The sequence below is a fragment of the Burkholderia puraquae genome (genome assembly GCF_002099195.1).
In the GTDB taxonomy this organism is placed as follows: domain Bacteria; phylum Pseudomonadota; class Gammaproteobacteria; order Burkholderiales; family Burkholderiaceae; genus Burkholderia; species Burkholderia puraquae.
In genome coordinates this window covers 47,597-62,655 of the sequence record NZ_NBYX01000031.1, presented here as the reverse complement: position 1 = coordinate 62,655, position 15,059 = coordinate 47,597, and the positions used below count along the sequence as shown (strand labels likewise).

General features: G+C 68.2%; 12 protein-coding genes. 2 read left to right on the top strand and 10 right to left on the bottom strand.

What is annotated here, in order from left to right; all coding sequences use genetic code 11:
• The 5 genes from B7G54_RS34590 to B7G54_RS34565 form a co-directional block, all read right to left on the bottom strand.
• Positions 1 to 2,937: a molybdopterin oxidoreductase family protein gene (locus tag B7G54_RS34590; protein ID WP_085043193.1), complete on the bottom strand. Its 2,937-nt coding sequence runs from the start codon at positions 2,935 to 2,937 to the stop codon at positions 1 to 3.
• Between the two features lie 224 nt (positions 2,938 to 3,161).
• Positions 3,162 to 4,583, bottom strand: coding sequence for an amino acid permease (locus B7G54_RS34585; RefSeq protein ID WP_085043192.1), 1,422 nt, complete (start codon positions 4,581 to 4,583; stop codon positions 3,162 to 3,164).
• Between the two features lie 179 nt (positions 4,584 to 4,762).
• Positions 4,763 to 6,178, bottom strand: coding sequence for an NAD(P)/FAD-dependent oxidoreductase (locus tag B7G54_RS34575; RefSeq protein WP_085043191.1), 1,416 nt, complete (start codon positions 6,176 to 6,178; stop codon positions 4,763 to 4,765).
• A 386-nt stretch (positions 6,179 to 6,564) separates the two neighbouring features.
• Positions 6,565 to 7,869 carry an MFS transporter gene (locus tag B7G54_RS34570; RefSeq protein WP_085043190.1) on the bottom strand — a complete coding sequence of 435 codons (1,305 nt, stop codon included), beginning with the start codon at positions 7,867 to 7,869 and terminating at the stop codon, positions 6,565 to 6,567.
• A gap of 131 nt (positions 7,870 to 8,000) precedes the next feature.
• On the bottom strand, positions 8,001 to 9,656 hold the full coding sequence (locus tag B7G54_RS34565; protein WP_085043189.1) for a GMC family oxidoreductase: 1,656 nt from the start codon (positions 9,654 to 9,656) through the stop codon (positions 8,001 to 8,003).
• A gap of 187 nt (positions 9,657 to 9,843) precedes the next feature.
• Here B7G54_RS34565 and B7G54_RS34560 point away from each other — a divergent pair, with 187 nt between their 5' ends.
• Positions 9,844 to 10,668 (top strand): IclR family transcriptional regulator, encoded by an 825-nt coding sequence (locus B7G54_RS34560; protein WP_085043188.1) that lies wholly within the window; start codon positions 9,844 to 9,846, stop codon positions 10,666 to 10,668.
• 47 nt (positions 10,669 to 10,715) lie between these two features.
• Here B7G54_RS34560 and B7G54_RS34555 read toward each other — a convergent pair whose 3' ends face one another.
• The 4 genes from B7G54_RS34555 to B7G54_RS34540 all read right to left on the bottom strand — a co-directional run bounded on the left by B7G54_RS34555 (position 10,716) and on the right by B7G54_RS34540 (position 13,823).
• Positions 10,716 to 11,039: a hypothetical protein gene (locus B7G54_RS34555; protein WP_085043187.1), complete on the bottom strand. Its 324-nt coding sequence runs from the start codon at positions 11,037 to 11,039 to the stop codon at positions 10,716 to 10,718.
• A gap of 115 nt (positions 11,040 to 11,154) precedes the next feature.
• Positions 11,155 to 12,177, bottom strand: a complete 1,023-nt coding sequence (locus tag B7G54_RS34550) for a DUF2891 domain-containing protein (RefSeq protein ID WP_085043186.1) — start codon at positions 12,175 to 12,177, stop codon at positions 11,155 to 11,157.
• Between the two features lie 9 nt (positions 12,178 to 12,186).
• Positions 12,187 to 13,137: a DUF979 domain-containing protein gene (locus tag B7G54_RS34545; RefSeq protein WP_085043185.1), complete on the bottom strand. Its 951-nt coding sequence runs from the start codon at positions 13,135 to 13,137 to the stop codon at positions 12,187 to 12,189.
• Positions 13,134 to 13,823: a DUF969 domain-containing protein gene (locus B7G54_RS34540; protein WP_085043184.1), complete on the bottom strand. Its 690-nt coding sequence runs from the start codon at positions 13,821 to 13,823 to the stop codon at positions 13,134 to 13,136. Before B7G54_RS34540 ends, B7G54_RS34545 begins: the two co-directional genes overlap by 4 nt.
• 337 nt (positions 13,824 to 14,160) lie before the next feature.
• Between B7G54_RS34540 and B7G54_RS34535 the strand changes: the two genes are divergently transcribed.
• Positions 14,161 to 14,385: a hypothetical protein gene (locus B7G54_RS34535; protein WP_085043183.1), complete on the top strand. Its 225-nt coding sequence runs from the start codon at positions 14,161 to 14,163 to the stop codon at positions 14,383 to 14,385.
• 76 nt (positions 14,386 to 14,461) lie between these two features.
• Here the strand turns inward: B7G54_RS34535 and B7G54_RS34530 are convergent, their stop codons facing one another.
• A complete protein-coding gene (locus tag B7G54_RS34530) occupies positions 14,462 to 14,890 on the bottom strand; it encodes a hypothetical protein (RefSeq protein WP_085043182.1) in 429 nt (142 codons plus the stop codon).
• Positions 14,891 to 15,059: the final 169 nt, after the last annotated feature.

Below are 15,059 nucleotides of genomic sequence, written 5' to 3'. Positions count from 1 at the left end.
TCAGCGATCTTCAGACTTCGGGCCGGCCGACGTCGCGCGCCGCACCCGCGCGGCGAATGCGCCGGTTCCCGCGAAATACGCCTGCACGCGCTGCAGCACGCGCGGCGTGCCCGGCAGTGCCGGCATCGGCGCGAACTGCGGCAATGTCGTGGCCGCATCGGCTTCGGCCGGATAGATCCGCACCTGCACGTCGTACCAGCCGGCCTGCCCCGTGACCGGATCGGAGTTCGACATCCGCGTACCGCCGCGAGCCGCATCCGGCAGCTCGTCGGTAATCACGTGGTTCAACAGGAAGCCGCGCTGCGACTCGCCCGCTTGCGGCCCGAGGTTCCACGCGCCGGCCGCCTTGCCGATCGCGTTCCACGTCCACACGGTGCCGGGCTCGACGGCCTCGCTGTAGCGCGCACGGCAACGCACCTTGCCCCACGGCGATTCGACGTAAATCCACGCGCCGTCGTCGATCTGCTGCGCGGCGGCCGTCACCGGGTTCACGAACAGGTGGTTCTCGCCGTGGATCTGCCGCAGCCACGCGTTCTGCGAATCCCATGAGTGGTACATCGCCATCGGCCGCTGCGTGATCGCCGCGAGCGGATAGCGGCTCGCATCGGTCAGCCCGCTTTCGAGCGAGCGATGCCAGAACGGCAGCGGGTCGAAATAGCGCGCGATGCGCTCGCGCAGATGGTCGGGCGGCTGGCGGCCCGAGGTGCGCCCCTGCGCGGCAAGCCGGAATTTCTGCATCACGTCCGAATAGAGCTGGATCACGATCGGCACACCGAACTTGCGCATCCCGTTGTCGACCGCCCACTGCATGTACGGGCCGTTGCAGTTGCGCATGTACTGCAGCGGCTCCGGCAGCCGGTGGTGGTACACGCAGTTGTTCTCGGCATAGCGCTTCCACTGGTCGGGGTTCGGCTCGCCGACGACGGCCTTGTCGCCGTCCTTGCCGCGCCAGCCGATCAGGAAGCCGGTGCCCGAATCGGGCGCGGTCTGGAAGTTCACGACGAAATCCGGATAGTCGCGGTACTTGCGCTGCCCGTCCGCCGTCGTGAAAGCCGGAAACTTCAGCCGGCTCGCGAGCTCGATCAGCACTTCCTGGAACGGCTTGCATGCGCCGGTCGGCGGCACGACCGGTACGCGCACCGAGTCGACCGGCCCGTCGAATTCGGAGATCGGCCGGTCGAGCACCGACATCACGTCGTGCCGTTCGAGGTAGGTCGTGTCGGGCAGGATCAGGTCGGCGAACGCGGTCATCTCCGACGCGAACGCATCGCACACGACGAGGAACGGGATCCGGTATTCGCCGTCGTCGCGCTTGTCGACCAGCATCTTGCGCACTTCCGTCGTGTTCATCGACGAATTCCATGCCATGTTGGCCATGAAAATCAGCAGCGTGTCGATCGGATAGGGATCGCCGCGCCACGCATTGGTGATCACCGAATGCATGAGCCCGTGCACCGCGAGCGGGTATTCCCACGAGAACGCCTTGTCGAGCCGCGCGGGCGTGCCGTCCGGATGGACGAACAGGTCCTCGGGGCCGGCCGGCCAGCCGAGCGGGCCGGTGGCGAGCGGCGTGTTCGGCCTGATCTGGGATGGGTCGTTCGGCGGTTTCGCCGACGGCGGCACCGCGCGCGGATACGGCGCCTTGTGCCGGAACCCGCCCGGCCGGTCGATCGTGCCGAGCAGCGACATCAGCACGGCAAGCGCGCGGATCGTCTGGAAGCCGTTCGAATGCGCGGCGAGCCCGCGCATCGCATGGAACGCGATCGGCACGCCCTTCACCGATTCGTGCTCCTTGCCCCACGAGTCGGTCCAGCGCACCGGCAGCTCGATCGCGTGCTCGCGCGCGACCGTCTCCATCTCGCGGGCCAGGCGGCGGATCGTGTCGGCCGCGATGCCGGTGATGTCGGCCGCCCATTCCGGCGTGCACTCGGCCACCTGCTCGCGCAGCAGCGTGAACGACGGCGCGACGGGCGTGCCGTCGTCGAGCACATAGCGGCCGTCGAGCGCCGGTTCGGCGCCATCCGTGTGATGCAGCACCGCGCGGTTCGTCTTCGTGTCCCACCACATCCGGTTCTGCGGATACAGCGCATTGACCTCCGGCGCGCCGGCGTCGCGCACGAACAGCCCGAACGTATCGGCGCCGTCGCGCTGGTCGACCAGCTCGGCCGCGTTCGTGAAGCGCGACACGAATTCGAGGTCGAACGCGTTGCGCGCGATCAGCTCGTGCATCAACGCCATGAACAGCGCGCCATCGGTGCCGGGGCGAATCGGGATCCATTCGTCGGCAATCGCCGCGTAGCCGGTGCGCACCGGATTGATCGCGATGAAGCGGCCGCCCGCGCGCTTGAACTTGCCGAGCGCGATCTTCAGCGGATTCGAATGATGGTCTTCCGCGGTGCCGATCATGAAGAACAGCTTCGCGTGGTCGAGATCGGGCCCGCCGAACTCCCAGAACGAGCCGCCGATCGTGTAGATCATCCCGGCCGCCATGTTCGCCGAGCAGAACCCGCCATGCGCCGCATAGTTCGGCGTACCGAACTGTTTCGCGAACAGGCCGGTGAGCGCCTGCATCTGGTCCCGGCCCGTGAACAGCGCGAAACGCTTCGGGTCGGTGGCGCGCAGGTGCGCGAGGCGCTTTTCGAGCACGTCGAATGCGACGTCCCACGACACCGGCTCGAACTGCGCGTCGCCGCGCTCGGCACCCGGCTTGCGCATCAGCGGCTGCGTGAGCCGCGCGGGCGAGTACTGCTTCATGATGCCCGACGAACCTTTCGCGCAGATGACGCCCTGGTTCAGCGGATGTGCGGGATTGCCGTCGATATAGCGCACCTCGCCGTCGCGCAGATGCACGCGGATGCCGCAGCGGCATGCGCACATGTAGCACGTCGTCGTCTTGATCTCGGCCTGCTCGTCGCGCTCGCGTGCCCGATGTTCCATCGTCTGTCCTCGTTCGCGGATGAGGGCGCGCCCCGCCGGGGTGCACCCGTGAATCGGTTCATCCATGCTATGCCGGCACGCGGCCGACATAAAGTCGCATCCTCTGATCGGTGCTATCGGTCGGCCCGATAGTTGCGCGAACAATCCACCGGATCGGGCCGGCAGCCGCATGCGCGAAGGCCCGGCTTGCGTGCCGGGCCTTCGGCGTCAGGCGTGACCGCGCATTACCGCGGCGGATAGGCGAGCAGTTCGCTGTCGTCGAGATGCTCGCGGCGGCTGCGGCGCGTCAGCCCGTACGCGACGACCAGCACACCGAGGCTTGCAACGCCGAGCCACAGCGGCTTGCGCTGGTCCGGGATGAACGCCATCGCGACGAGGATGCCGACCATGCCGACGATCGCGACCCAGGTGAGGTACGGATACGCCCACATCCTGACACGCAGCTTGCTGGCGGCGACCGGGTCGAGACGCTTGCGCAGGCGCAGTTGCGAGAACGCGATCAGCACGTACACGAACAACGCGACGGTGCCGTACGAATTGACGAGGAACGCAAACACGGTGTCGGGCGACACGTACGACATCACGACCGACACGTAGCCGAACACCGTGCCGAGCAGGATCGCGCGCACCGGCACGCCGCGCTTGTTGACCTTCGCGAGCGCGGCCGGCGCGTCGCCATGGCGGGTCAGCGCAAACAGCATCCGCGACGCCGCATAGAGGCCCGAGTTGAGCGCGGACAGCACGGCCGTCAGCACGATCGCGTTCATCACGTTGGCGGCAGCCGGCAGGCCCATCACTTCGAGCGCGCTCACGTACGGCGTGGCCATCTGATGCGAATTCCACGGTACCAGCGCGACGACGAGCGCCACCGAGCCGACGTAGAACACCAGCACGCGCGTGATCACCGAATTGGTGGCCTTCGCGACGGCTTTCGCGGGTTCCTTGGCCTCGGCCGCCGCGATCGTGACGATTTCCGCGCCGAAGTAGAAGCCGGTCGCCGCGACCGCCCCGCTCATCACCGGCCCGATGCCGAGCGGCATGAAGCCGCCGTGGCCGAGCAGCGTCGGCAGCACGGCCGTCGTGTGCATCGACGCGGGCCACAGGCCGAGCACGTAGAGGCCGCCGAGGAACAGGAACACGATGATCGCGCCGACCTTGATCGACGAGAACCAGAACTCGAACTCGCCGTAGCTGCCGACCGAGATCAGGTTCGTGAGCGTCAGCACGACCAGCAGCGCAAGGCTGATGATCCACGCCGGTGTATCGGGCAGCCAGAACTGGATCAGCCTGGCGCCGGCCACCGCTTCGAGCGCGACGACGATCACCCAGAAATACCAGTACATCCAGCCGGTCAGGAAGCCCGCCATCTTGCCGGGGCCACGCCAGTTGCCGAATGCGAGCCGCGCGTATTCATAGAACGAGCCGACGGCCGGCATCGCGCACGCCATCTCGCCGAGCATCCGCATCACGAGCACGACCAGCCCGCCGGTGATCAGGAACGACAGGATTGCGGCCGGCCCGGTCTGCTGAATCACTACGCCGCTGCCGACGAACAGCCCGGCACCGATCACGCCGCCAAGCGCGATCATCGTCATGTGGCGCTGCTTGAGCCCACACTTCAGGTCACTCTGATTCGAGGGTTGCATGTCTTCTCCATATCCAGTTGTCCGGCGCCGCCCGCACGCCACCGTCGGGTGAGCGCGGGCGCCGCCGGCGACGGCGCGTGCAGGGGCGCCTGCAGCCCCGGCCGCACGGATTTCTGTTGCTTTTATCGTGTTGGACAGCCCGGCGCGCGTTGCGTTACGCCGGGCGACGCGCACTGCGTTCAGGGCTTTTCGTCGTTCCTGAAGTACGACAGGTAGAGCATCCGCTGCCCGAGGCGCCGGAACGGCGCGAACGGGTGGCCAGGCAGCGGCGACGTGAAGATCGGCAGCGTCTGGCGTGCGCCCTTCCCCGCGATCTGCTCGGCGAGCCGGCGGCCGGCCTGCTGCGAGTACGACACGCCGTTGCCGCCGTAGCCGAGCGCGTAGTACACCGACTGCCGCGGATCGGGCTGGCACACGCGCGGCATCATGTCGTGGCTCACGTCGACCCAGCCCCACCATGAATAATCGATCTGCACGCCGCGCAACGCGGGAAACTTGCGCGCCATCCCTTCCTTCAGCAATTCGAAGTGGCGCGGGTTCGGCGCATCGTCACCGGTGATCGCGCTGCGGCTGCCGATCTGCAGGCGGCGATCCGGCAGGAAACGGTAGTAGAAGCGCAGCGTACGCGTATCGGTCAGCACCTGCGTCGTGCGGAAATTGCACGCGTCGATCTCCGCGTCGGTGAGCGGGCGCGTAACCATCGAGTTCGACAGGATCGGCATCACCTTGCTGCGCAGCGACGGATGCAGCGTCTGCGCCGTGTACGCACCGGTCGCGATGCCCACCGCGCGGGCCCGCACGACGCCGCCGGGCGTGCGCAGGTGGTGCACGCCGTCGATCGTCTCGAAGCCGAGCACGGGGCTGCTCGTATGCACCTTCGCGCCGGCTTCGCGCGCCAGGCGCAAGTAGCCGAACGCGAGCTTCAGCGCATGGATGCCGATGCCTTCCGGCTCGTGCAGCGCGCCGGCCGCCTCGTGGTCGTTGATGAATTCGCGGCGGAAGGTTTCCGCGCTCAGCAGCTCGGACGGATAGCCGAACACGTCCTTCCACACCTTCGCCTCGGCCGCGAGCTTCGCCATGATGCGCGGACGGTGCGCGATCAGGAAATGGCCGCCCGGCTGCGGATCGCAGTCGATTTCCGACACGAGCGACTTGAATTTCTCGAAGCCTTCGAGAATCTCGTCGTGCATCTTCAGCGCGACGTCCTTGCCCCAGCGCTCGATCCACTGCGAGCGCGACAGCCGGCCCGACGCGTTCTGCCCCTGCCCGCCGTTGCGGCTGCTGCAGCCCCAGCTCGTGCGGTTGGCTTCGAGCACGACGGCCTGGATGCCATGGTCCCGCGCGAGGCACAGCGCGGTCGCGAGGCCCGTGTAGCCGGCGCCGATGATCGCGACGTCGACATCGAGATCGCGCGTGACGGGGCCGTCGTCGGGTGGCGGAGTGCCGGCCGTCGCGACCCAGTAGGTCGGCGCGTACTGCCTGCCGCACCCGGGCCCCGGCGAAACGAGCGGATCGTAGGTCGGGTCGTAACGCGTATCGTTCGACCGGCTACCGGCGAAGCCGCTCGCGGTGCGTTCGATGGATGGGGTCGACATGATCAGCCCTCCGACGCGGGCTTGCCTGCCGCGCCGCACCGGGCGCACGAGGCGATTCGACTGACTGATGCGGGGCGCGCGCTCGCCGCGCGGGCGAATGCTGCCGACTGCCTGTTGGTCATGCCTGTCTCCTGATCGTTCTCTTCGGGTCGATCGTGTGCAGATGCTTCAATGCGGCGATCCGTCGAGGAAAGTGTAGGCAGGCCGTTTTTTCGCAGGTAGGGCCAGTGGACCGGATTCGCTTGGACCAGCGACCGGGACGACGAACGGCGGGCGACAGCGGGCGACCGGCAGACGGGGTCGGTCAGCAAGGATCGGCGGCGCAGGCGCGACACCGCCAGAAGACCGGGCCGCCGATACGGCCGCACGCCCCGCCCCTTCCGCCGTCACATCGCGCGCACCGCGACTTCCGCCACGCCGCCGCGCTTCTCGATCGCCCGCGCGGACACGATCGACAGGAGTGCAGACAACATCACGTAAACCCCGACGAGCCACGGCGCACCGCCGTTCACGCGCAGCAGCGCGGTCGCGACGATCGGCGTCAGGCCGCTCGCGAAGATGCCCGACACCTGGTAGACGAACGAGATGCCCGTGTAACGCACGTTCGCGTCGAACAGCTCCGCGAACAGCGCGGCCTCCGGCCCGTACGCCATCGCGTAGAAGATCCCGAACGGGATCACCAGCGCGAGCCATACGGCGGGCAGGTTCGCCGATTGCGTCTGCAGCAGCCAGAACGCGGGCAGCACCGACAGCCCGCACAGCGTCGCGCCCCACCGGTACACGCGCGCGCGGCCGAGCCGGTCCGACAGGCTGCCGAACACGGGGATGAACCCGCACATCACGACGGCCGCGCTCATCACGCCGAGCAGCGCGTCGCCGCGCGAGATCGACAGGTTGCGCGTCATGTAGCCGATCGAGAACACCGCGAACACGTTGAAGAACACGCCGTCGATATAGCGCGCGCCCATCCCGAGCAGGATCGCCTGCCGATAGTTGCCGAGCAGCTCGACGACCGGCAGCTTCGTGTCGCGCCGCTGGCGCTTGAGCGCGACGAACTCGGGCGTGTCGGCCACGCGCGTGCGGATGTAGAAGCCGACCGCGACGAGCAGCAGCGACGCCGCGAACGCGACGCGCCAGCCCCACGCGAGGAACGCGGCATCGGGCAACGCGCGCGACAGCGCCGCGACGACGCCGGCCGCGAGGCACAGCCCGATCGCGAGCCCGATCTGCGGCAGGCTCGCATACAGCCCGCGCCGGTGCGGCGGCGCATACTCGTACGCCATCAGCACCGCGCCGCCCCACTCGCCGCCCAGGCCGATGCCCTGCAGCACGCGCAGCGTCAGCAGCAGCACCGGCGCCCACATGCCGATCTGCGCGTAGGTCGGCAGGAACGCGACGCCGGCCGTCGACACGCCCATGATCAGCATCGTCAGGATCAGCGCGGACTTGCGCCCAACGCGGTCGCCGAGATGGCCGAACAGCAGGCCGCCGAGCGGCCGCGTGACGAAGCCGACCGCGAACGTCGCATACGCGAGCATCGTCGACACGAACGCGTCGCCGGCCGGAAAGTACTGCTTGTCGAACACGATGCCGGCGACCACGCCGTACAGGAAAAAGTCGTACCACTCGACGGTCGCGCCGATCACGCTGGCCGCGGCCACGCGTCGGACGACCCGGGAATCGATTGCCATGCGAGCTTCTCCAGGTAAGGATGCGCCGCAACCTGCCCCGCCGGCGCCGTGCCGGCGGTGGCATCGATGAACGCGCGGCGGCCGTCCGGGCGCAGGCGCACGGGCCACGCGGGTTGATGCGTGGCGAGGCCCTACGCGAGCGCCTCGGCGGCCGGCGCGACGCTGTGGCCGCGATCGGCCGCGCGTGCGTCGTCGAGGATCATGTCGGATGCCTTTTCGGCCACCATCACGATCGGCACGTTGGTATTGCCCGACACGAGGGTCGGCATGATCGAGCAGTCGACCACGCGCAACCCGCGCGTGCCGTACACCCGCAGCCGCTCGTCGACGACCGCGAGCGGATCGCTCGCGACGCCCATTTTCGCGGTGCCGGACGGATGAAAGATCGTCTGCCCGTATTCCCGGCAGAACTCGAGCAGCTCGTCGTCCGTCTGCGCGTCCGCACCTGGCCGCACCTCGCGCTTCATCAGCGGCGCCATCGGCTCGGTGGCCGCGACGCGGCGCGCGAAGCGCACGCCGGCCACCGTCGTGCGGCGGTCGCGCTCGGTGTCGAGATAGTTCGGCTGGATCGACGGCGCGTCGCGCGCATCGTCGGTGCGGATTCGCACGGTGCCGCGCGATTCGGGCCGCAACTGGCAGATCGAATACGTGCAGCCGGGAAACGGATGCACGCTGCCGCCCGCCGAATCGGCCGACAGCGTCGAGAAATGGAACTGGATGTCGGGTGTCGCCGATTCGTCCGGCAGCGCCCGGCAGAACATCCCGCCCTGGTTGATGCCGATCGCAAGCGGGCCGCCGCGGAACAGCGCCCATTGCAGCCCCATCTTCGCGCGGCCGGCCCACGAATGCAGTTCGTCGTTGGTCGTGATCCGCTTCGTCACTTCGTAGATCAGACGAATCTGCAGGTGATCCTGCAGGTTCTCGCCAACGCCCGCGCGATCGGCGACGACCGGAATCCCGTGCCGGTTCAGCAGCGCGGCCGGCCCGACGCCCGACACCTGCAGCAGTTGCGGCGACTGCAGCGCGCCGGCCGCGAGGATCACCTCGCGCAACGCACGCACGTCATGAACCTTGCCATGCCGGACGTAGCGCACGCCGGACGCCTGCGCGCCGTCGAACAGCACCTTCAGCGCCTGCGCATCGGTTTCGACATGCAGGTTCGGCCGCCCGCGCGCGGGCTTCAGGTAAGCCACGGCCGTCGAGCAGCGCAGCCCGTTGCGCGTGGTGAGCTGGTAATAGCCGACGCCTTCCTGGTCGCCCGTGTTGAAATCGTCGACCGTGTGAACGCCGAGCCGGTTCGACGCGGCGACGAACGCATCGACGAGCTCGTGCCGCTGCCGGATCGCGGACGCCCACAGCGGGCCGCCGGTGCCACGCGTCGGCCCTTCCCCGAGCGTGTTGTGTTCGAGCTTGCGGAAGTACGGCAGGCACGCTTGCCAGCTCCAGCCGCGATTGCCGAGCGCGGCCCAGTGATCGTAGTCCTGCTGCTGCCCGCGCACGTAGATCAGCCCGTTGATCGAGCTGCAGCCGCCGAGCGTGCGGCCGCGCGGCCAGTACAGCCGGCGGTTGTGCATGTTTGGATCGGGATCGGTGTGGAAGCCCCAGTTGTACACCGGGTGGAACATCGTCTTGCCATAACCGATCGGCACGTGGATCCACATGGAGTGGTCGGCGGGGCCGGCTTCCAGCAGGCACACCGTATGGCGGCCGCCGTCGGACAGCCGGTTGGCGAGGACGCAACCGGCCGATCCCGCACCGACCACGACATAGTCGAAGCTGCGTGTCATTCCGTGTCTCCGTTCCGGGGTATTGGAAAAATCCGGTATGTTTTGTCCAAATTTATGGAGCACACGGAACGCATACAAGCCGATTTATTGTCCACGCCGCGAATGTGGTACAAAAACCGTTCAATTCGTTTCATTTCCATCGCACACACCATCCCGGGACGCACGCCGATCCCGACGGAGGAGACACATGCGCGAACCCGCCCCCGCGCCGCCCGATGGCGCGCCTGCCGACGACGCGCGCGTCCTGCGCGCGCTCGCGGTGCTCGAAGCGCTCGCGGCGGCCGGCCAGCCGTACACGCTGTCGCAGCTCGCCGCGCGGCTGCATATCCCGAAGGCGACGCTGCTGCGGCTGATCGAATCGCTCGAAACGCGCGGCTACGTGATTCACATGCCCGACTCGCGCGGCCACGACCGCGGCATCGCACTCGGCCCGCGCGCTGCGCAGTTCGCGCTCGCGGCGCTGTCGAACAATACGTTCACGCGCGGCTGCCGCTCGGTGCTGCGCGCGCTCGTCGACGTGCTCGGCGAGACCTGCAACCTCACCGTGCTCGACGGCGACACGGTGCTGTACATCGAACGCGTCGAGACGACCGAGCCGCTGCGGCTCGAGATGCGGCCCGGCATGCGCGTGCCGCTGCATTGCACGGCGAGCGGCAAGCTGTTCCTGTCGCAGATGAATGCGCTGGAGCGCAACGCGATGCTCGCGCGGCTCACGCTGAAGAAGATGACCTACCGGACACTGACCGACGCGCAGTTGCTCGCGGCCGAACTCGACCGGCTCGCCGCGCGCGGCGTCGGGATCGACAACGAGGAATTCGTGCGCGGAATGGTGGCGGTTGCGGTGCCGGTAAAGGATGCCGCGAGTGGCCGCGTGCTCGCGGCACTCGCCGTGCATGCGCCGACCGCGCGCGCGACGCTCAACGACTTGCTGGAGAACGTGCCGAAGATGCGGGAAGCGGCTACGCGGCTCGCGCCGCTGTTGCATGCGGCCGAGGGCGTTCCGCCGGGTTGATGCAGTTGCGCGCGTTCATGCCGTTACGCGCTCATGCATTGAAACGGTCAAGCCAGGTGGTAACGCAGCCAGAAAGTCTCGCGGCACGCGTTGTCGAACGTCATCCGCGCCGGGCCGATCGGTTGCGCATCGGGATGGCGGAGCACGTCGTAGTCGATCCAGCATTCGGCGCACAGCAGGTCGGACGGCGCGCGATCCTGCTCGACCGAGCGGCGCACGATCGCGCCGTTGTCGAAGCGGTATTCGGTTTCGTCGCGCGTGACCTCGACGTCGTCGTCGGTCCAGCGGTCGTGCGACGTCGCATGCGACACGATCTGCACCGGGCCCGCGAGCCCGTGGATCGCAGCGACGTAGGAAATGAGCTTGTCCATGGCGAGGCAGCGAACGGATGGATGGCTGCATCGCGCAACACAAGCAGCGCGATGCAACCCGAGCGGCGAGTATAGCCGCGCGCCGAAGACCTTGCCGCCCGTGGGGTCTCGCGCGCTACGCCTCCAGCGCGAGCAACGCGAACGTCGCGAGCCAGTGCTCGCCCATGTAGTCGCCGGCCACGTGCGCGAGCGCGCTCGCGAGGTGCCGGTCAGCCGCATCGAGCAGCTTTGCGCGTCGCGCATCGCCTTCCGGCAGCGCGCCGGCAAGTGCACGCTGGCACCACGCGCGGCTCAGGTTCAGCCCGTCGAGGTGTGCGATCTTGCCGTCGCTGCGATCGCTGACCGTCGCCGGCTCGAACAGCGTCGCCGGCTCGCCGCGCGCGAGATCCGGCAGGAAGCGCGCGAACCAGCCGTCGAATTCGGCGGCCGGCAGCACGCGCCGCATCAGCTCGGCCTCCATCAGCGCGGGCGACAGGAATTCGTCGCCCGACGGCTCCCACGCCTGGCACGCGACATCGTTCAGGTGCCAGCGCTTCGCGGTATCGACGATCAGCGCCGCGAGCCCGTCGCGCTGCGTGTCGCGCGCGAAGTCGAGCGTGAGCGCGAGTGCGAACGCGGTGTTGAAGTGCGTGCCGACGCGCAGCGGATAAGTCGCTTTCGGCAGGAAGGTCTCGAAGCGCGACACGAACAGGTCGGTGAGCGGCGCCATCGTCTTCGCCCAGCGCGCGGCCTGCGGCAGCGCGCCCTTCAGCGCGAGCCGCTCGAGTTGCGCGGCGAGCGCGAGCAGCCACGCCCAGCCGTACGGCCGCTCGAAGCCGGCGTTGTGCGGCAGCGCGAGATACGCGCGCTCGCCAGCGACGTTCGCGTCGGTGAAGTGCGCATCGACGATCGCGACGATGCGTTCGGCCTCCGGCAATGCCGGGTAGCGTTCGAGCACGCGCAGCACGAGCCAGTAACCGTGCACGCACGAGTGCCAGTCGTAGCTGCCGTAGAAGATCGGGTGAAGTGCGCGCGGCCCCTGCACGTCCTGCGGGCCGGCGAGCGAATGCGTGAGCTTGTTCGGATATTCGCGGGTCAGGTGCGCGAGCGCGAGCGATGCGAATTTCGAGGCAAGTTCGGGCGTGAGTCGATCGGTCATTGGCATCTCTCAGAAGCGGAATGCGAACGCATACATCAGCAGCGTGTTCACGGCGAGCAGCAGCACGGCCGTCGGCCACTGCACCTTGATCACGCCATTCTTGTCCTTCAGTTCGAGCAGCGCCGCCGGCACGATGTTGAAGTTCGCGGCCATCGGCGTCATCAGCGTACCGCAGAAGCCGCTCAGCATCCCGATCGCGCCGACGATCGCCGGGTTGCCGTGGAACTGGTGGACGATCAGCGGCAGGCCGATGCCGGCCGTCATCACCGGGAACGCGGCGAAGCCGTTGCCCATGATCATCGTGAACAGCGCCATGCCGACCGTGTAGGCCGCGACCACCGCGAACGGCGAATCGATCGGCACCCAGTCCTTCACGAGCCCCGACACCACCCCGCCGACGCCCGCGACCGCGAACAGCGCGCCGAGCGCCGCGAGCATCTGCGGCAGGATCGCGGCCCAGCCGACCGCGTCCATCGTGTGGCGTGCCTCCTTCACGGCATGCACGGGCGAATCGCGCAGCATCGCGAGCGCGGCGGCAAACGCGACGAGCGTGCCGAGCACGAGCGAGATCAGCGTCACGCTCTTCTGGTCGACGAACGGCACCCGCTTCAGCGCGAACGTGCCGATCAGCGTGACGACCGGAATCAGCAGCGCAGGCAGGAACAGCTTGTTGCCGAAACGCTGCGCGAGCGTTTCGCGCCGCACCGCCGCCGCTTCCCCGGCTTCCTCGGACTTGCCGCGCCCGAGCTTGCCCGAGCCGGCGATCACCGCGAGCGCGATCGCGAGGCAGCCCGTCACGAAATGCGGCAGCAGCGCGCCGAACAGGAACGTGACCGCGTAAATCGCCCAGAACGCGAAATTGACGGCGCGGCGCGGGTTCGTGCGGTCGGTCAGGTTGAAGTATGCGAATGCGGCGAACATCAGCCCCGCGAGCGTGTACAGCGATTCGAGGCCGATCATCGCGCGCCCTCCTGCGCCAGCAGGCCGAAGCCGCGCGCCAGCCGGCGGTCGAGCAGCGCGAGGCGCGTGCAGTGGATCAGCAGCGCGGCGATCGCGGTCGGGATCGCCCACACCGACAGGTGCAGCGGCTCGATGGAGATCCCGTTCTGTTCGAGAAAGCCCTTGATCAGCAGGATCGACTGGATCGCGATGAAGATGTCCTCGCCGAAGAACACGGCAACGTTGTCGACGCCCGACGCATGCGCGCGGATCTGCTGGCGCACCGATTCGGGCAGCTCGCCGTGCCGGTTGACGGCGGCGGCCTCGGCCATCGGCGCGATCAGCGGCCGCACCATCTGCGCATGGCCGCCGAGCGACGTGAGGCCGAGCGCGGCGGTCGCCTGGCGCAGCACGAAGTACAGCATCAGCACGCGGCCGGTGGTGGCTGCCTGCACGCGCGAGATCATCCGCTTCGCCTGCTCCTTGAGCCCGTTGCGCTCGAGCAGCGCGATCACCGGCAACGTCAGCCAGATGAGCCCCATGTAGCGGTTTTCGGTGAACGCCTTGCCGAACGCGCTGACGATGTCGACGAGATTCAGCCCGCCCGCCAGCCCCGTCGCGAGCCCCGCGATCGTGACCACCAGCAGCGCATTGAAGCGCAGCGCAAAACCGATCACGACGATCGGCACCCCAATCAGCACCAGCATTGCTCCTCCTTGTGTCGAACGCCCGGCGCCGTGGCAACGCGCCGCCCGCCCGGTTTGGACCGGGCTCTGACGGCGAAATCTAGCACGAGACTTTATCGATAAAAAGTCGACAATTTGCTGCTTCGGGTAAACGTTGAACCGAGCGGACACCGTGCCCGGGCCATGTGTCGTTTGTGTTTCATCCGACGAATCAGCGGTCGGCCGGCCGGTGCGGGCACGCCGCGCGTGGCACGTGGATTCCCGCCCCGCGCGCGGCGTGCGACGGGCCGCCGCGCGTGGCGGAGCCCCGGTGCGCCGACTACACTGGAAAGCATCGGCAACGGACGGGAGAGCCGCCATGATTGACGTATTCCAGACCATCGGCAGCCGTGCGTTCTCCGCTCATCTGGCGAAGGACGGGATGGTGACGCTGATGGAGCAACGCCAGGAGGTCGATCGCGTGACGCTCGCGACCGCGTATGCCGCGCTCGTCGAGGAGGCCGAGCAGGAAGGCGACCTGCGCGACGCGACGGTCGAAGGCATGATGCGCGCGTTGATCCAGGGGTACGCGCGCAGCCATTGACGGCGCGGCCGCGCAGCCGGTGCGCGGCCGGTTTCCGCTCGCGCCCGTTGAAGCGGGCGACGGGCTTGCGCGGGCGCTACGCGGCCGGCGTGCCGGCGCCGATGTCGAACCACCGGCCCGCACGCAGTTGCCGGTAGTCGGCCTGCGTGAAGATCCTCAGCAGGTTCGCGACCGCGCCATTGCTGGCGCGGTCGAGTTCCGTCATGAACGCTTCGACTTCGTCGCGGCCGGCGAACAGGATCGTGCTGAAGGTACGTTCGCGCTCCGCGTCGGACAGGTTCGTTGCGCTCAGCTGGTACGGATGGTGAAGCGCCGCGAACAGGAAGTAGTAACGCTCGGCGTCGTCGCGCAGCACGCGCACCGCGTCGGGCTCGACCGGAAAATCGCGGTAGAACGACGCGTGTCCGCTCTCGATGTAGATCCGGTACCGCAACCGGCCGTCGCGCTCGGTCACGATCGGCGCGTACGGGTCGCGGCTGACGAGTACGGTGTCGGGCGCGGCCATCTTCTTCCTTTCTATTTTTCGAAGCCGCCACGGTAACATGCCTGCTTCCGCGGCCTGCCGTGCCGAATCCGCGTGGTCGGGCAGGCACGCGCGCGCCGGCCCGGTTCCCCGGCCCTCCGCCAACACCGCACAGTCATAGAGGAAACGCACTGAAACGGCATCATGCGCA